This is a genomic window from Enterobacter cloacae complex sp. SHL001, assembly GCF_049236825.1.
Classification (GTDB): domain Bacteria; phylum Pseudomonadota; class Gammaproteobacteria; order Enterobacterales; family Enterobacteriaceae; genus Enterobacter; species Enterobacter hormaechei_C.
On record NZ_JBMKIP010000001.1, the window covers coordinates 224834 to 242143 of the forward strand.

19 protein-coding genes are annotated in these 17310 nt (G+C 53.7%); 10 read left to right on the plus strand and 9 right to left on the minus strand.

Annotation, left to right across the window (positions count from 1 at the left end):
• Nucleotides 1–10: 10 nt before the first annotated feature.
• From ACOTYH_RS01185 to lpp, 4 genes are all read left to right on the plus strand, one after another.
• The gene (locus ACOTYH_RS01185; RefSeq protein ID WP_032648094.1) at nt 11–1156 is read left to right on the plus strand and encodes a trans-sulfuration enzyme family protein; all 1146 of its coding nucleotides are present in this window, start codon (nt 11–13) and stop codon (nt 1154–1156) included.
• Between the two features lie 36 nt (nt 1157–1192).
• Nucleotides 1193–1525 carry a hypothetical protein gene (locus tag ACOTYH_RS01190; protein WP_418235933.1) on the plus strand — a complete coding sequence of 111 codons (333 nt, stop codon included), beginning with the start codon at nt 1193–1195 and terminating at the stop codon, nt 1523–1525.
• 7 nt (nt 1526–1532) lie between these two features.
• Nucleotides 1533–2954, plus strand: coding sequence for a pyruvate kinase PykF (gene pykF / locus ACOTYH_RS01195; RefSeq protein ID WP_015570703.1), 1422 nt, complete (start codon nt 1533–1535; stop codon nt 2952–2954).
• A 312-nt stretch (nt 2955–3266) separates the two neighbouring features.
• The gene (gene lpp / locus ACOTYH_RS01200; RefSeq protein ID WP_001082307.1) at nt 3267–3503 is read left to right on the plus strand and encodes a murein lipoprotein Lpp; all 237 of its coding nucleotides are present in this window, start codon (nt 3267–3269) and stop codon (nt 3501–3503) included.
• A gap of 60 nt (nt 3504–3563) precedes the next feature.
• Here lpp and ldtE read toward each other — a convergent pair whose 3' ends face one another.
• From ldtE to sufA, 7 genes are all read right to left on the minus strand, one after another.
• Nucleotides 3564–4577, minus strand: coding sequence for a L,D-transpeptidase LdtE (ldtE, locus tag ACOTYH_RS01205; RefSeq protein WP_032648093.1), 1014 nt, complete (start codon nt 4575–4577; stop codon nt 3564–3566).
• A gap of 97 nt (nt 4578–4674) precedes the next feature.
• Nucleotides 4675–5091, minus strand: a complete 417-nt coding sequence (gene sufE, locus ACOTYH_RS01210) for a cysteine desulfuration protein SufE (protein ID WP_017693566.1) — start codon at nt 5089–5091, stop codon at nt 4675–4677.
• Nucleotides 5092–5105: 14 nt separating this feature from the next.
• A complete protein-coding gene (gene sufS / locus ACOTYH_RS01215; RefSeq protein ID WP_421637512.1) occupies nt 5106–6326 on the minus strand; it encodes a cysteine desulfurase SufS in 1221 nt (406 codons plus the stop codon).
• Nucleotides 6323–7594: a Fe-S cluster assembly protein SufD gene (gene sufD / locus ACOTYH_RS01220; RefSeq protein WP_015570707.1), complete on the minus strand. Its 1272-nt coding sequence runs from the start codon at nt 7592–7594 to the stop codon at nt 6323–6325. The genes sufS and sufD overlap by 4 nt, the downstream gene beginning before the upstream one ends.
• On the minus strand, nt 7569–8315 hold the full coding sequence (gene sufC / locus ACOTYH_RS01225; RefSeq protein ID WP_003857736.1) for a Fe-S cluster assembly ATPase SufC: 747 nt from the start codon (nt 8313–8315) through the stop codon (nt 7569–7571). Before sufC ends, sufD begins: the two co-directional genes overlap by 26 nt.
• A 9-nt stretch (nt 8316–8324) precedes the next feature.
• Nucleotides 8325–9815 carry a Fe-S cluster assembly protein SufB gene (sufB, locus tag ACOTYH_RS01230; protein WP_003857739.1) on the minus strand — a complete coding sequence of 497 codons (1491 nt, stop codon included), beginning with the start codon at nt 9813–9815 and terminating at the stop codon, nt 8325–8327.
• Nucleotides 9816–9823: 8 nt separating this feature from the next.
• Nucleotides 9824–10192, minus strand: a complete 369-nt coding sequence (sufA, locus tag ACOTYH_RS01235; RefSeq protein WP_017384628.1) for a Fe-S cluster assembly scaffold SufA — start codon at nt 10190–10192, stop codon at nt 9824–9826.
• A 496-nt stretch (nt 10193–10688) separates the two neighbouring features.
• Between sufA and ACOTYH_RS01240 the strand changes: the two genes are divergently transcribed.
• Together ACOTYH_RS01240 and ACOTYH_RS01245 are read left to right on the plus strand one after the other, a co-directional pair.
• The gene (locus tag ACOTYH_RS01240; protein WP_032653321.1) at nt 10689–11048 is read left to right on the plus strand and encodes a hypothetical protein; all 360 of its coding nucleotides are present in this window, start codon (nt 10689–10691) and stop codon (nt 11046–11048) included.
• 1 nt (nt 11049) lies between these two features.
• A complete protein-coding gene (locus ACOTYH_RS01245) occupies nt 11050–11502 on the plus strand; it encodes a DUF3828 domain-containing protein (RefSeq protein WP_017384630.1) in 453 nt (150 codons plus the stop codon).
• Between the two features lie 109 nt (nt 11503–11611).
• On the opposite strand, the gene ACOTYH_RS01250 is transcribed toward ACOTYH_RS01245, so the two are convergent.
• Both ACOTYH_RS01250 and ACOTYH_RS01255 read right to left on the minus strand, forming a co-directional pair.
• Nucleotides 11612–12340, minus strand: coding sequence for a MerR family transcriptional regulator (locus ACOTYH_RS01250; RefSeq protein ID WP_015570709.1), 729 nt, complete (start codon nt 12338–12340; stop codon nt 11612–11614).
• 188 nt (nt 12341–12528) lie between these two features.
• On the minus strand, nt 12529–13749 hold the full coding sequence (locus ACOTYH_RS01255; protein WP_032670065.1) for a diguanylate phosphodiesterase: 1221 nt from the start codon (nt 13747–13749) through the stop codon (nt 12529–12531).
• A 339-nt stretch (nt 13750–14088) separates the two neighbouring features.
• On the opposite strand from ACOTYH_RS01255, the gene ycgZ reads away from it, so the two are divergent.
• From ycgZ to fdhF, 4 genes are all read left to right on the plus strand, one after another.
• Entirely contained in the window at nt 14089–14328 is a 240-nt protein-coding gene (gene ycgZ / locus ACOTYH_RS01260; RefSeq protein WP_017384632.1) for a regulatory protein YcgZ, read from the plus strand.
• A 4-nt stretch (nt 14329–14332) separates the two neighbouring features.
• A complete protein-coding gene (locus tag ACOTYH_RS01265) occupies nt 14333–14653 on the plus strand; it encodes a hypothetical protein (protein ID WP_045892962.1) in 321 nt (106 codons plus the stop codon).
• Nucleotides 14654–14682: 29 nt separating this feature from the next.
• Nucleotides 14683–14961: a biofilm/acid-resistance regulator YmgB/AriR gene (locus ACOTYH_RS01270; RefSeq protein WP_032653318.1), complete on the plus strand. Its 279-nt coding sequence runs from the start codon at nt 14683–14685 to the stop codon at nt 14959–14961.
• Nucleotides 14962–15149: 188 nt separating this feature from the next.
• Nucleotides 15150–17300 (plus strand): formate dehydrogenase subunit alpha, encoded by a 2151-nt coding sequence (gene fdhF, locus ACOTYH_RS01275; protein WP_032653316.1) that lies wholly within the window; start codon nt 15150–15152, stop codon nt 17298–17300.
• The last annotated feature ends 10 nt before the right edge of the window (nt 17301–17310 follow it).

Consider the following 17310-nt stretch of genomic DNA (forward strand, 5'->3'; position numbering starts at 1 on the left):
GGAGCAAAAGATGAAAAACCTGGCCACCCTCAGCGTTCACAGCGGTGAGTATCACGACCCGCACGGCGCCGTGATGCCGCCAATTTACGCCACGTCGACGTTTGCGCAACCGGCACCGGGTGAACATACCGGCTACGAATACTCCCGGAGCGGCAATCCAACCCGCCACGCGCTGGAGACCGCCATCGCCGAACTGGAAGGCGGCACGCGAGGGTACGCTTTCGCGTCAGGGCTGGCGGCCATTTCCACCGTGCTCGAACTGCTGGATAAAGACAGCCATATCGTCGCCATTGACGACGTGTATGGCGGTACGTATCGCCTGATCGAAAACGTGCGCAAACGCAGCACCGGGTTACAGGTGAGCTGGGTTAAGCCGGACGATGTAGCCGGACTTGAGGCCGCCATTCGCCCGGACACCCGCATGATCTGGGTGGAAACGCCGACGAACCCGCTGCTGAAACTGGCCGACCTGGAGGCCATCGCGGACATTGCCCGGCGCCATAATGCGATCAGCGTGGCGGATAATACCTTCGCCTCCCCGGTCATTCACCGGCCGCTGGAGGCGGGGTTCGACATAGTGGTCCACTCCGCCACTAAATATCTCAATGGTCATTCAGACGTGGTTGCCGGGCTGGCTGTTGTCGGGGCAAATAAGGATCTCGCGGAGCGTCTGGGCTATCTGCAAAACGCGGTTGGCGGCGTTCTGGATCCGTTCAGCAGTTTCCTGACGCTGCGGGGGATTCGCACCCTCTCACTGCGCGTTGAGAAGCACAGCGCCAACGCACTGGCAATTGCGCAATGGCTGGAGCAGCATCCGCAGGTAGACCGCGTGTTCTATCCCGGGCTGGCGTCACATCCCCAGTATGCGCTGGCACGCAGACAAATGGCGCTGCCGGGCGGCATGATCTCCGTTGTGATTAAAGGCGATGCGCAACGCGCGACAGAGGTGATCCGTCATCTTACGCTCTTTACCCTGGCGGAAAGTCTGGGCGGTGTGGAGAGTCTGGTGAGCCAGCCCTACAGCATGACCCACGCCTCCATACCACTGGCGCAGCGTCTTGCAAACGGTATTGTGCCGCAGCTTATCCGCCTGTCGGTGGGGATTGAGGATGCGAAGGATCTGATCGCCGACCTTCAGCAGGCGCTGGAAAAGTGAGCAAAAAACGGCGGGCGTTGCGCCTGCCGTCATAAGATGACATTAGACCTTAACGCCTTGATAACAAACTTATGTGAATCTGCACAGATTGTTTTGAAACGCTGTTTCCATTTTCCTTTTTACTGTAAATCAGCGTATAATGCGCGCCAAATCCCTGGTGAATGGTTTCAGCGCTTGGAATACAAAAAACAACGTACAACTTCTCCTCTACTTCGTTGGGCTGGCACTCAGGCACACTTTCTTCTGCACGCTCATTTGATGTCACCTATTCTTAGTGCGTGTCATATACTCTTTCGCAACACAGGTTTGACTCCGCGGCGGTGCGCCCCCGGAGCGAGATTTCCATATCCTTCCCAACTTAAAGACTAAGACTGTCATGAAAAAGACGAAAATTGTTTGTACTATCGGCCCGAAAACCGAATCCGAAGAGATGCTGAGCAAAATGCTGGATGCCGGCATGAACGTGATGCGTCTGAACTTCTCCCACGGCGACTATGCTGAACACGGTCAGCGTATCCAGAACTTGCGCAACGTGATGAGCAAGACCGGGAAAAAAGCGGCAATCCTGCTCGACACCAAAGGTCCTGAAATCCGCACCATCAAACTGGAAGGCGGTAACGACGTTTCCCTGAAAGCGGGCCAGACCTTCACCTTCACCACCGACAAATCCGTTGTAGGTAATAACGAAATCGTTGCCGTGACCTACGAAGGCTTCACCAGCGATCTGTCCGTTGGCAACACCGTGCTGGTGGATGACGGCCTGATCGGCATGGAAGTGACCGCGATCGAAGGTAACAAGGTTATCTGTAAAGTGCTGAACAACGGCGATCTGGGCGAAAACAAAGGCGTTAACCTGCCGGGTGTGTCCATTGCTCTGCCAGCGCTGGCTGAAAAAGACAAACAAGACCTGATCTTCGGCTGCGAACAAGGCGTGGACTTCGTTGCTGCCTCCTTTATCCGTAAACGTTCTGACGTGGTTGAGATCCGTGAGCACCTGAAAGCGCACGGCGGCGAGAACATTCAGATCATCTCCAAGATCGAAAACCAGGAAGGCCTGAACAACTTCGACGAAATCCTCGAAGCGTCTGACGGTATCATGGTAGCGCGTGGCGACCTGGGCGTTGAAATCCCGGTTGAAGAAGTGATCTTCGCGCAGAAGATGATGATCGAGAAATGTGTTCGCGCGCGTAAAGTGGTTATCACCGCAACGCAGATGCTGGACTCCATGATCAAAAACCCACGCCCTACCCGCGCTGAAGCAGGCGACGTAGCAAACGCCATCCTTGACGGTACCGATGCCGTTATGCTGTCTGGCGAATCTGCAAAAGGGAAATACCCTCTGGAAGCGGTCGGCATCATGGCGACCATCTGTGAGCGTACCGACCGCGTGATGAAAAGCCGTCTGGATTACAACAATGACAGCCGTAAACTGCGCATCACCGAAGCCGTGTGCCGTGGTGCGGTAGAAACCGCTGAGAAACTGGAAGCCCCACTGATTGTCGTGGCGACCCAGGGTGGTAAATCTGCGCGTGCCGTGCGTAAATATTTCCCGGATGCGACCATTCTGGCGCTGACCACCAACGAAACTACCGCGCGTCAGCTGGTGCTGAGCAAAGGTGTGATCCCACACCTGGTGAAAGAGATTGCCTCTACCGATGATTTCTATCGTCTGGGTAAAGAAGTGGCTCTGGAACTGGTTGATTGTGGCCTGGCCCAGAAAGGCGACGTGGTGGTTATGGTTTCTGGCGCGCTGGTTCCAAGCGGCACCACCAACACTGCATCTGTCCACGTGCTGTAATATTTCACGAACAAATTATTGTTTTGTTAAAAAGCGTCCTTCGGGGCGCTTTTTTTATTCCCGCCTTTAACCAGAACTATTCAAAAAGCAAATCGGGTTTTTCTATTTAATCGCGATTTATCTAAGATGAATCCGATGAAAAATGCCTTTTTTAACATAGCTTTTTCGTCAAAATTGCCGATTTCGTTGCTTCTTTGAGCGAACGATCAAAAATAGGCGTAATCCCATCAAAAAAATATTCTCAACCCAAAAAACTTTGTGTAATACTTGTAACGCTACATGGAGATTAACTCAATCTAGAGGGTATTAATAATGAATCGTACTAAACTGGTACTGGGCGCGGTAATCCTGGGTTCTACTCTGCTGGCAGGTTGCTCCAGCAACGCTAAAATCGATCAGCTGTCTTCTGACGTTCAGACTCTGAACGCTAAAGTTGACCAGCTGAGCAACGACGTGAACGCAATGCGTTCCGACGTTCAGGCTGCTAAAGACGACGCAGCTCGCGCTAACCAGCGTCTGGACAACCAGGCTACTAAATACCGTAAGTAATAGTACCTGTTAATAAAATGGCGCACATTGTGCGCCATTTTTTTTGCCTTCGTCAAACCTCTACTGAAGCGCTTTCTCTCCCTCGCCTTCCGCCACCGCCGCTGAGACACGACTGTTCTGTACCGACAGGACAGAATTGCTGGCTGAAGAACCACTGCCTGCTGACACGGCAACCGGGATCCCCGCTCTGCGCGCCAGGGCCTTGTCGATTTGCGTTTTATCGCTACCTGACTCCGCTGCAAAGGCGGTGAACGCCGCCGAGTGCGTGAACGGCACCGTCTGTGGGTTTTCGCCCTCAGCCTGCGCCAGCGGCCTGTGCACCTCGATATAACGTTTGCCGTCCGGCTCGACGGAGAACTTCACCGGCTCATTGATGATCTGCACCCGCGTGCCGACGCGCACTTGCTCAAACAACGCTTTGATATCCGGCGCATTCATTCGCATACAACCCGAGCTGACCCGCAACCCTACGCTGTCCGGCGCGCTGGTGCCGTGAATAAGATATTCCCCATTCCCGATACCCAGACGAAGCGCAAAGCGCCCCAGCGGGTTATTTGGCCCTGCGGGTACCACAGGCGGCAGTTTAATGCCCTGGGCCAGTGAGCGCGCTCTGATGCCCGCAGTGGGGGTCCAGGTAGGGTTAGGGATTTTCTGACTCACACGGGTGGTGCTGACCGGTGTTTCCAGCCCAAGCTGACCAATGCCCAGCGGATAGACCTGCACGATATTTTCGCCAGGCGGATAGAAGTAAAGACGCAGCTCCGCCAGATTCACCACAATGCCCTCACGCTCGGTGTCCGGCAGTAGCATCTGGGAAGGGATGGTAATGACCGTTCCTGGCGCAGGGTTCACCGGAGCAATGGTATTATTGGTTTCAAGGATCAGCTGTGCGGCGGTATTAAAGCGACGAGCGATAGACTGAAGTTTATTGTCACCTTCCTGAATGGTGTATGTCTGGTTTTGCCCAATCAGGCGGCTGCCTGCGGGCGGTAAAGGATAATCAACCGCCCAGGCTGAATTAACAGCACTGAGCGAACCAAGGAGTAATAGAGTTATTAGAGATGCGCGCTTCATGCTGAGATTCCTTATTCACTGACCAAACGTCAGAAAGCTGAAAAACCAGCGAGGTGGAAACCACCTCGCGAAACAGAATGAATGCTGTTCTGTCAGTTTAGCTAAGGATTGCGGCTTTGGCGCGTATGGCGCGGATCATCGCTTCCAGCCCCTGGGATCGGGACGGGGTGAGGTGTTGGGTTAAGGCCATTTTTTCAAACCACGGGCGAACGTCAAAGGCGACAATATCCTGCGCCGACATCTGGTGATAAAGAATAAATACGACGGCAATAAGCCCCTTCACAATGGCGGCATCGCTGTCACCCTGTAATTCAATTACGCCTTCATCCGTCTGTTGCATCAGGATCCAGACCTGGCTCTGGCAGCCCTGAATGATGTTGTCCGGGTTATGCGCCTCTTCGCTGAGCGGCGGCAGGCGCTGGCCCAGCTCGATAATATAAAGGTATTTCTCTTCCCAGTTCGCGCAACGCCCAAAGTTGCGCAGCAATTTATCTCTGTCCGGCAAATCTGCCATCTCTCGCCTCTCCGTTAGCCAAGCAGCTGGTGAATACGTTTTAGTCCCGCCACCAGTCTGTCGACCTCTTCCGTTGTGTTGTACATCACCAGCGATGCGCGGCACATAGCCGGTACCTGATAATACGCCATCAGCGGCATCGCGCAGTGATGCCCGGTACGTACGGCGACGCCGTAATTATCAAGGAAACTGCCTACATCATAGGCGTGATGCTTGCCGAGGTTGAAGGCTATCACACCCAGACGGTCAGCAGGGCCATATAAGGTCAGTTCCGGGACGCTGGCCAGCTCCTGCAAGGCATAATGCATCAGCTGCTGTTCGTACTCCTGAATCGCCGCCAGCCCCGTTTCAGAGACGTAGCTAATGGCCGCGCCCAGCCCGATGATCCCGCCCGTGTTGGGCGTACCCGCCTCGAAGCGCCAGGGCGCACGGGCGTAGGTTGTGCCGTCCGTCAGGCTGACGGTGGCGATCATTGACCCGCCCCCTTCCCACGGCGGCATGGCCTGGAGAATGTCCTCTTTCACATACAACACGCCAATGCCCGTCGGGCCATACAGCTTGTGCCCGGAGAAGACGTAGAAATCGCAGTCCAGAGCCTGAACGTCAACCGCATGGTGCATCACCGCCTGGGCGCCATCAATCAACACTTTCGCACCAACCTGATGAGCTTTATCGACGATCAGCGACACCGGATTTTCCGTCCCCAGCACGTTTGAAACGTGGGTCACCGCCACCAGCCGCGTTCTGTCGTCCAGCAGGGCGTCCAGCTTTTCCAGCTGGAGCGTGCCGTCTTCATTCAGGGGGATCACCCGCAGTTGCGCCCTCACACGCTCACAGAGCATCTGCCAGGGCACGATGTTGGCGTGGTGCTCCATCTGGGTGATGATGATGTTATCCCCCGCGTGCACCTGCGCATTGCCCCAGCTGTTAGCCACCAGGTTGATCCCTTCGGTGGTGCCGCGCACGAATACCAGCTCTTCCGGCGAACGCGCGTTGAGGAAGGCCGCAACCTGCGTGCGCACGTTTTCCATGCGCTGGGTCGCCTCGGCGCTCAGGGTGTGGATCCCGCGATGTACCGCCGCATAAGCGTGGCGGTAAAACTCGGCTTCCGCATCCACCACCTGATTTGGTTTTTGCGCGCTGGCCGCACTGTCGAGATAGGCCAGCGGCAGACCGTTCACTTCACGGGTCAGTACCGGAAAATCTGCCCGGACTTTCTCTACGGGAAATGTCATGCTTCGCCTCCAGGCAGCCGCTGACCGATACGGGCCAGCACCTGCTGTTTAAGTCCGCCATCGGGCAGCGCTTCCGTCAGCTCAGCCGCAAAGGCGTAAATAATCATCTTTTGCGCGGCCTGCTGGTCTATCCCGCGCGAGCGCAGGTAGAACATCTGCTCATCGTCAATACGCCCGACCGTCGCGCCATGGCTGCATTTCACGTCGTCCGCATAAATTTCCAGCTGTGGTTTGGTGTCCACCTCTGCCAGACGCCCCAGCAAGAGGTTGTTGTTGGTCATCTGCCCGTCAGTTTTGATGGCGTGCTGTGCCACGTTGATCAGGCCGTTAAACACCGCACGTCCTTTATCGCTGACGATGGTTTTGTGCAGCTGACGGCTGTTGCAGTAGCCTTTGTTATGCTCAAGCCAGGTGCGCGTGTCGCACACTTCTGACTTCACCGGCATCGCCAGGCTGTTAATACGCAGTGTAGTGTTCTCACCGTTCAGCTGGGTGCTGGTATTATGGCGCAGCACCGCGCCGCCAAGCAGGAAGCTGTGGCTGTACGCCGCGGCATCCTGGCCCAGCAGAATATCGTTGTGGGCGAAGTGGTGACTGAGCGGATTCTCAAACGCCAGCTTGATGTGGTGCAGCTGGGCATTGGCCGCCACGTTCATCGTCAGACGCGAACCGGTAAAATGACGGGTGTCGTTAAGGCTGACGTAATGCTCGATCACCGTCGCCTCCGCCCCTTCTGCCAGCTCAAGATGGTGGCGATAGTGGGCGGTGTTAATCTCATCACCCTCAACGCCCTGGGTGATATGCATCAGCAGCAGCGGTTTCGCCGGGCGCTGGTTACGCTTAACGCGAATATGGGTGACAGATTGCGACAGGCTCTCTGTCAGGTGCAGGAAGACTTCAGGCTGAACGGGCGCGTTCAGCGACTGACGTTCATCGTTAATGACGATATCGAACCCGCTCTCCTGCACGCTGTCGCTCAGCTCCGCACGGAACAGACCGTCGACAAACACCAGACGCACGGCATCCACGCTCAGCGCCAGCATGTCGCGCTGATCGGGGCTGACCTGCGCCAGACGGGTGACAAACTCGCCGTTCAGCAGGCCATCCAGCGGGGTATATTTCCAGTTCTCATGTTTACGCGTCGGTAAACCGAGACGCAGCATCTGCTGGAGATGGTGCTGAGCCTGTTCAGAGCGCGCTCCACCCTGCGCTTCAAACAGCCGGTGCCACTGCTGAAGTGCATTACTGCTGTTCGGTAAGCCAGCCATAACCCTGCTCCTCCAGTTGTTTAACCAGCGTAAAGTCACCGGATTTCACAATGCGTCCCTGGTAAAGCACGTGGACATAGTCCGGTTTGATGTAATCCAGAATTCGCTGATAGTGAGTCACGATGATAAATGAGCGGTTGCCGTCACGCAGGGAGTTCACCCCGTCGGCAACGATCTTCAGGGCATCGATATCCAGCCCTGAATCGGTCTCATCGAGAATGCACAGCGCCGGTTCCAGAACCGCCATTTGCAGAATATCGTTACGTTTCTTCTCACCGCCGGAGAAACCCACGTTTACCGAGCGGGTCAACAGATCTTCCGGCATTTTCAGCAGCTTAATCTTTTCTTCCATCAGATCCTGGAAGTCAAAGCGATCCAGCGCCTCAAGGCCGCGATACTTGCGCACCGCGTTCAGCGCGGTTTGCAGGAAGAACTGGTTGCTGACGCCCGGAATTTCCACCGGATACTGGAAGGCCATAAAGATGCCCTCGCCGGCACGCTCTTCCGGCGACATCTCCAGCAGATCTTTGCCGTTAAACTCAACGGAGCCGCTGGTAACTTCATAATCTTCGCGTCCTGCCAGCGTCGCTGAAAGCGTACTTTTCCCGGAGCCGTTTGGCCCCATGATGGCGTGAACTTCACCCGGTTTGACGTCAAAATTGAGGCCACGCAGGATCTCTTTCTCTTCCACGCTAACCTGTAAATCTTTAATGCTTAACATGTGCTTTCCTTAACCGACGCTGTGTTCAAGACTAATGGCGAGGAGTTTCTGGGCTTCAACGGCAAATTCCAGCGGCAGTTCAGAGAACACGTCCTTACAGAAGCCGTTAACGATCATTGAAATCGCATCTTCTTCACTGATCCCGCGTTGCAGGCAGTAGAAAAGCTGATCTTCACCAATACGTGACGTAGTTGCCTCATGCTCAAGCTGGGCGCTGTTATTGCGGCATTCGACATACGGGAAGGTATGCGCCCCGCAGTCCGCGCCAATCAGCATGGAGTCACACTGGGTGAAGTTACGCGCGTTGGTTGCCGTCGGCATGATTTTCACCAGCCCGCGATAGCTGTTCTGGCTGTGACCGGCAGAGATCCCTTTGGAGATGATGGTCGATTTGGTGTTTTTACCGATGTGGATCATCTTGGTGCCGGTATCGGCCTGCTGATGACCGCTGGTCAGCGCCACGGAGTAAAACTCACCGATGGAGTTGTCGCCGCGCAGAATACAGCTCGGGTATTTCCAGGTAATGGCGGAGCCGGTTTCTGACTGCGTCCAGGACATTTTGCTGTTTTCGCCTTCGCACAGCGCGCGTTTGGTGACGAAGTTCAGAATACCACCGGTGTTGCCGTCGCCCGGGAACCAGTTCTGTACCGTAGAGTACTTCACTTCCGCATCTTTATGGATGATCACCTCCACCACCGCCGCGTGCAGCTGGTAGCTGTCACGCACAGGAGCGGAGCACCCTTCGATATAGCTGACGTAGCTGCCTTCATCGGCCACCAGGATGGTGCGTTCAAACTGGCCGGTTTTTTCCGCGTTGATGCGGAAATAGGTCGAGAGCTCCATCGGGCAGCGCACGCCTTTCGGCACGTAGATAAAAGTACCGTCTGACGCCACCGCCGCATTCAGTGCCGCGAAGAAGTTATCGTTACTCGGCACCACGGTACCAATATACTTTTTCACCAGCTCGGGGTGATCGTGAATGGCTTCACCAAAGGAACAGAAAATGATCCCCTGCTCCGCCAGTTTTTCACGGTAGGTGGTTGCCACCGAGACGGAGTCAAAAATGGCGTCTACCGCCACCTCTTTGCCTTCGCGCACGGGCACGCCGAGCTGATTAAACGCTTCTTCAACTTCTTTGCTCAGGAAACTGTTCTCCGCGCCGGTTTGCTGAACCGCGCCGGGTTGCGAGGCGCAGGTGTCATCACAGCTGCCGCAGGAGGGCGCAGAGTAGTAGCTATAATCCTGATAGTTCAGCTTATCGTAATGCGCTTTCAGCCAGTGGGGTTCTTCCATCTCCAGCCACGCGCGGAATGCGCTCAGACGAAACTCCAGCATCCACTCCGGCTCGTTACGTTTCGCCGAAATGGCGCGCACGACCTCTTCGTTGATGCCTTTCGCCAGCTCATCGGTTTGCAGCTGCGTAAAGAAACCCTCTTTATAGTTGAGGTGTCCGCCGCTCCAGGTGTTTACATCACTCGTTGCTTCAGTATTACGAGACATAGTACCGCCTATACCCCAAAGCTTTCGCCGCAGCCGCATTCGTTCTGGGCTTTCGGGTTATGAAATTTGAATAACTGGTTTAAACCTTCCCGAACGTAGTCGACTTCGGTTCCATCGATAAACGGCATCGCCTGTAGCGCGACGTATAACTTTGCACCGTCGGTTTCAAAGACCAGATCGTCCTTTTGAGGTTCGGTTACGGTGTCCAGCACGTAGCCAAATCCCGCGCAGCCAGTCTGCTTAACGCCTAAGCGTACGCCGAGGATGTCGGGATTTTTTGCCACCAGCTCATGAATATGCGCCGCCGCCGCGGGCGTCAGCGTTAAACCACGCCAGGCAAAATCGGCCGGATTGAAGGTTTCTGAATGCAGTTCCATAGGTCCACCTCATCTGATAAGCCACCAGGGCATAACACCATGTTAGTGATAACGATTATCACTTCAACCCCCTGCGAGCAGGGGCTTTGGGCTAAACCGCCCTTTTTGGCTACTTTCATTAAGCATAGACCCTGTGACGGGATGCGGATGGGATGGTTAGATTTGTTCAATGCATTGATAAATAATGCATTTCATAAGAAAGGCGGTAAGGTGACGGGCAATGATAAAAATTGTATTGGAAATACCTATTTTTAAGATAGCTAAAGTACGCGCAGGCACCATATACATTTTTTACGTATGCCTCCCCCTTAAGACAGGTTCTTTTTAATCCTTTTTTGCCTTACCTGGGCGCGCATAAAGACGTTTGATGGAAAAGTTAACCATTATTTATCAGTCTGATAGTGGTTAAATTCCGATCATGATTAATTACATAAACTCATCCCTTTTCGGCGTAATGTTTCCCTTGTTAACCATTTATTCAATAAGGGATTAAATTATGTGGAATGCCCATAAAGCCGCAGTTCATGCTCGCCAGCATGCAGGTCAGTATAGCCAGAAAAGATGTGCAGAATTTGTTTCGAAATCCATTCGCGCCGGCGGTGCTAATCTACAGAACACACATTATGCTAAGGATATGAAAAGCAATTTAATTCTGGCGGGTTTCCACCAGGTTTACGGTGAGCCTGTTGAGGGCGATGTGGCGGTGATCCAGCCCACTGCGCACCACCCATATGGCCACGCTTGCATCTATGGTGGGAACGGCGTCTGGTACTCTGATTTTGTTCAGCGAACTATGTATCCGGGAAAGGAATACCGGGAATTAAAGCCAGCATATGCAATTTACAGGCATGACTGACATGAAAAAAATAATTCTGGCGATCCTGCTTCTGCCCACTCTCGCATCCGCTGCACAGAAGTTCCCCCCTGAGGTATCCGCTGCCCTTCAGTTTAATAAGTGGTACATCTCGCAAATTATTATCGGGAAAGAGCCCCTGAAAAACTATGAAGCGCTGAGGCCATATGTAACCCGCGAAACTATCAGCAAACTCAAAGCCATGGATAAGCTGGATCCAGATGAATATGACGTGCCTGACGTCGATATGTTCATCAAGGCTCAGGGATATGAAGATGACTGGGGCATCGTCAGTGCGCGGGCGCTGGATTACGATGCCGCCTGTATGCAGGTTTATATCTCATTCGGCAAAAAGCGGGATCACACCGTGATTGACTGCATGGTCAAGGAAGATGGCGTGTGGAAAGTTGAATCCGTGGCCAGTATGAATATTTCAGACAACCTGATGATGGAATAAACCGACGATATGACAGGGGTACTGATGCTATGCATCTTCGCGGATATCCCTGTCGTATCGCCAGAAGGCAAAATCCCGCACTGGCGGTTTACCGTTGGCCCCCTTAACATCAGTGATGGAACGAAACGGCGAAACCCTGTTCACGCCAGTGGTCGAGCTGCTCCTGTTGACGAGGCGTAGGCGCTTTACCGGTCCAGACGAAGATTTTTTGCCCGGGGAAGAGTTCAGGACGTGGAGAGTCAATCGGCTCAGCCAGCACGTCGATATGCCAGCCTTTGTAGGCAAGACGGGCCGCTTCCAGCCACAAATGCGTACGGTCGTCGCACTCCCACCCAATCAGCAGCGCATCCTTACCTGCTTTTTTTCGCGACTCACCCAGGCTTGCAACAGCAAACTCAATCAGGACACCGTCCAGCAGGCTCGCCATGTGGCGCACCGTATTCTGGTCCTGGTTCATTCGCTGCCGCACAGGGGTGATGATGTTATCTATCAGAACATCCATCGCATGGTCCCGGCGGAATTCGCCGATTTTGGCACGCAGTTTTGCCGGGCTGGCATAGCGCAGAACGGTTAACATCTCTTCCTGAAACGATGCCCAGTTACCCTGAGTCATCACTTCTGTATTTTCAAGAAGCGCTTTTACTTTACCGACCGAAACACCCGTTTTCATCAGGCGCTTGATCTCTTCGATACGCAGGATATCTTCATCGTCAAACTGACGATGACCCCCTTCGCTTCGCTGCGGCTTCAACAATCCATAACGGCGCTGCCAGGCACGCAGCGTAACGGGGTTGATACCGCATCGTTCGGCCACTTCGCCGATACTGTAATAGGCCATTAACTCCCTCACGCACATTACTTCCATACCTAACCAAACCAACCTTATCAGATTGTACAAATCATTTGTATAACTAACTCCTCGTTCTGAGACAAGTGAATGGCTCAATGAACCACTCACTCGTTAATGTATTGTTGTATAAATTTCGCCGTACGTACAGGTTACTCTTAACAGTTACGTACAGGTTTTTATAAATCGTACTTTTTATCAGGCCAGGCAATCGCCGGAACGCCCCCCAGACGCGGGCTGGCGAAAAGGTGTCCCTGGAACTGAGAAACCCCGGCAGATTCCAGCCACATCCACTCTTCAGCCAGCTCTACGCCTACCGCACAGAACAGAATTTCCAGAGACGCACAGCATTTAATGATCGCCTGAATAATAGCCTGACGCGGGCCGCTCTTGTGTACGTTGGCAATCAAATCACGGCTGATCTTGATTCTGTCCGGCTGGAACTGGGCCAGCAGTTGCAGACCGGCGAATCCCGCGCCAAAGTGATCGATGGCCACGCTGATCCCGGCGCTTTTAAGCTGTCTGACCGCGCTGGTGAACTCTTCAAAGCGCGAGATCGCCTCGCTCTCGGTGAACTCGACCACAATTTGCTCCGGCACAAAACCGTTCGCCTCAATTGCCGTCAGTAAAAAATCGACGGCGCCAGGAACATTGACCAGCGTCATCGGCAGCAGATTGATGGACAACGTTTGAGTCTGTAGGCCCAGCGCGCTGGCCATCGACAAAGCCACCTGCTTACTCTTCAGATCCGATTCGTACAGTGCCTCACGCGACAGGTTGGCAAAATAGCTTTCCGGCGACTCTCCGGACGGCGTGCGGATCAGGGCTTCCCAGGAAACCACCTGCTGCATAAACGGATCGACAATAGGTTGAAACGCAAAACTACAGTCCGCGCCCTTTGCCACTACCGTCGGCTGGGTGGATAACGGCGTGTTTTCGGTGACAAATTCCCAGGCGTCAGCCGGAGGCAGCTCAAAGTAGTTGGCTTTTTCAGTAGACTCAACGAAGGTGCGGAAAAATTGCAGGGCGCGATCGTTATAGGTCAGCTGATAGCGGGTTGTGCCTTTATCAAGAACCTGTTGCAGCACTTCGTCGGTATCGTACTGACGAAGGTCAAAGAGCTCCATACCCACGTTGCCAAAACGTCTTGAAGGCCCGTGATCGCTTAATAATTCGACCACGTTGTGATGCCGTGGGTCACGGCAGATGAGCTCATAGATCTCCTTAACGTTATCAGCGGGCCCTTCAAGTAACTGAAAAAAGTGTGTGCCGTTAAACAGCAAAATCCCCGTAACATCGAACTGGCGATTTCTACAATTTGCAGCAGCGACCATGTCTTCCAGCGCTTTAACTGGAACGTCCTCGCAGATATGACTGCGGTAAATGATGGTTGTGAGCATGCTAATCCTGAAGATTGAGGGGGTGACCACGAAAACACGTGGGGAGAACTCTGTTATAGCACATTAATTGCCCAACAAATAATTTACATCTCAACGATTTACACGGCTTTTTTGCGTCATTTACGGGCTTGTACAACTCTGCAACGCCGCTTCGGATTGTACAATATATCTTGTGAATCCCGCAGTAAATCGTATAAGAATAAGCACTTGATAAATAATGATTTTATAAAATATATAATAAAATCTTTAAAAAATTGTACATTTTAAATGTACAGATTTGAAAATTATGTATACCTTAAATGTAACGTTACTGATTACGAAAATTTACAGGAGCGAAACATGCAGCAGAACGGACACCTCGCAGACTCGGCAACAGCGATTGCGCAGTATTTCGAAAAAGCCGCGCTTCCAACCCAACAGGAAACATTGGGTCAGGTTGTTGTTGAAATTCTTAGCGACGGGCGAAATCTGAATCGCAAATCGCTCTGCACAAAACTGTTGAGTCGCCTTGAAAAGGCCAATGGCCCGGAAGAGGAACATCATTATCACATGCTTCTTGGCCTGCTCTTCGAACGTTAATGTCATGAACAGCAGTGATGCGGACAGACTGATCGACCAGCTTATTGGAGAAGCCGCTCTTTCACTTTTGAAGGAGCGCGGTCCCGTGACGACCGAGGGATTGGTTCAGCGTCTGCGTAACATGCAAGCATATGAAACGGATCCCCAGCGGCGGGAGACATTAGCGCGAGTGATAGCTGAAATCAGCTCTGGTACGCTCGCTTTTAAAGGTCGCAGAACCGCACAAGGACGAATACAGAGAGAGGGATCTCTCAAAAATAACCGAGACAATGTAGTGCCGTTATTTGGAAATGGAAAACCGTCCGATCCTAAAAAGATACATTGACTACAACTTTACAGCTACGGTGAGAACAAATGAGACAAAATATTCAGCTTCAACCCGAATACCACTCGGCCTTTTTAGATAGCGCGTTGTCGGAGTATTTCCGTCACGCAGGCGATCGCTTTGCTGAAGAGTCTGCCATTTTTTCGACTGCGGTCCGTTGTGTTCTCGCTTCCGAAGGTCATTTGACCAACAAAGCGATCATTCTCTGGCTAATCCAGGCGCTGGAATCCACCGACGATGTCGTTAAGGCGGATGTGATCCGCAAGACGCTGGAAATTGTCGTCGGTTACACCATGGACGATCTTTAACGCCTCCCCCATCCCTACGGATAGCGTGTCATCGTCAATTCTGACGAACAGACTGACGATGACACACCCTCTCTCCTCTAACGCCCTGTTAATCAAGAACGCTGAATGTGGCATGGATCCTGCTTAGTCCGCTAAGGGACTGGGCTTTCCAGTAAACATTGCTTCATTTCTTAACAGGTCTGTTATTGATGAAAAAAATCGCCAGCGTCTGCCCCTACTGCGGTGCAGGCTGCAAACTAAACCTCGTCGTTAAAAATAACCGGATTATCCGTGCCGAAGCCGCTGATGGCGTAACCAATCAGGGCACGCTTTGCCTGAAAGGGTTCTACGGCTGGGACTTTCTTAACGACACACGGCTGCTTACCCCCCGTCTGACGCAGCCCATGATCCGCTACAGCAAAGGCGAGGCCTTTACCCCTGTTACCTGGGAAGAGGCCATTCGCTATACCGCTCACAGGCTTAAAAGCACCAAAGAACAGTATGGCCCTCGGTCCATTATGACTACGGGTTCCTCACGGGGAACGGGCAATGAGACCAACTATGTGATGCAAAAATTTGCCCGAGCGGTGCTGAATACTAACAACGTCGACTGCTGCGCCCGCGTCTGTCACGGTCCGTCCGTTGCCGGTTTACAGGAGACCCTCGGCAACGGCGCCATGAGCAATTCCATTAACGATATTGAAAACTCAAAATGCCTGCTGGTATTCGGCTATAACTGCGCCGACTCTCACCCCATCGTCGCCCGACGTGTGCTTAAAGCACGTGAAAATGGCGCTAAAATCATCGTCTGCGATCCGCGTCATATTGAAACGGCACGCATTGCCGATCTTCATCTTCAGCTAATAAATGGCAGTAACATGGCGCTGGTCAATGCCTTTGGCTATGTCCTGCTGGAAGAGGAACTGTACGACAAAAACTACGTTGCCCGCTTTACAGAAGGGCTTGAGGCGTACCGGCTGACGGTAAAAGATTACGCACCCGAGCAGGTTGAACATCTGACGGGGATCCGCGCGCGGGATGTTCGTCAGGCAATGCGCATGTTCGCAGCGGCGCCTTCAGCAACGGTGATGTGGGGGATGGGCGTCACGCAGTTTGGTCAGGCGGTCGATGTGGTGAAAGGTCTCTCCAGCCTGGCGCTGCTGACCGGCAACCTGGGCCGCCCTGCCGTCGGCGTGGGTCCGGTTCGCGGGCAAAATAACGTTCAGGGTGCCTGCGATATGGGCGTTCTGCCCAATATGTTCCCCGGCTACCAGGACGTCACTGACCCGGCGGTCAGACTGAAATTTGCCGATGCGTGGAAAATCAATGTCAACCGGATGGACGATCGCGTCGGGACGCGTATCACCGAAGTGCCGCATCTCGCGCTGGAAGGAAAGATCAAAGCGTATTACATCATGGGGGAAGATCCGCTTCAGACAGAAGCCGATCTGGGGCTGGTCCGCCGCGGCTTTGAGGCGCTCGATTTTGTGGTGGTTCAGGACATCTTTATGACCAAAACGGCAGAGGTGGCTGACGTGCTGCTCCCTGCCACCTCATGGGGAGAACACGCCGGCGTGTTCACCTGTGCCGATCGCGGCTTCCAGCGTTTCGGCAAAGCCATTGAGGCCAGCGGCAACGTGAAGCGCGACTGGGAGATCATCAGCCTGCTGGCCACGGAGATGGGCTATCCCATGCATTACGAGGATAACCAGCAGATCTGGGACGAAATGCGCGAGCTGTGCCCCCTCTTCTACGGCGTGACCTACGAAAAAATGGGCGAGATGGGCCATGTGCAGTGGCCTTGCCCATCCCTCGATCATCCCGGCACCCCCTACCTGTACAAGGATAATCAGTTCGACACCCCTACTGGCAAAGGACAGCTATTTGCCGCCCCCTGGCGCGCCCCGGCGGAGACACCGGATGCGGATTACCCGCTGGTACTGTGCACGGTGCGCGAAGTGGGTCACTACTCCTGTCGCTCAATGACCGGGAACTGCGCGGCGCTGCAAAGCCTGGCCGACGAGCCGGGCCGGGTGCAAATGAACCCGGCCGATGCGGATGAACGGGGGATTGCCGAGGGCCAGCTGGTCTGGGTACGTTCACGCCGGGGTAAAGTGATCACCCGCGCCAGCATCAGCGAGCGCATCAATGCGGGAGCAATCTATATGACCTACCAGTGGTGGATTGGCGCCTGTAATGAGCTGACGCAGGATAATCTCGACCCGATCTCCAGAACGCCGGAAACGAAATATTGCGCCGTGCAGCTGGAGGCGATCGAGGACCAGCGCTGGGCGGAGGATTTTGCGGCTTCCGCGTACCAGACCATGAAGACGCGTTTGATCGCTGCGGTTAACGTTTAAATGCATTGCC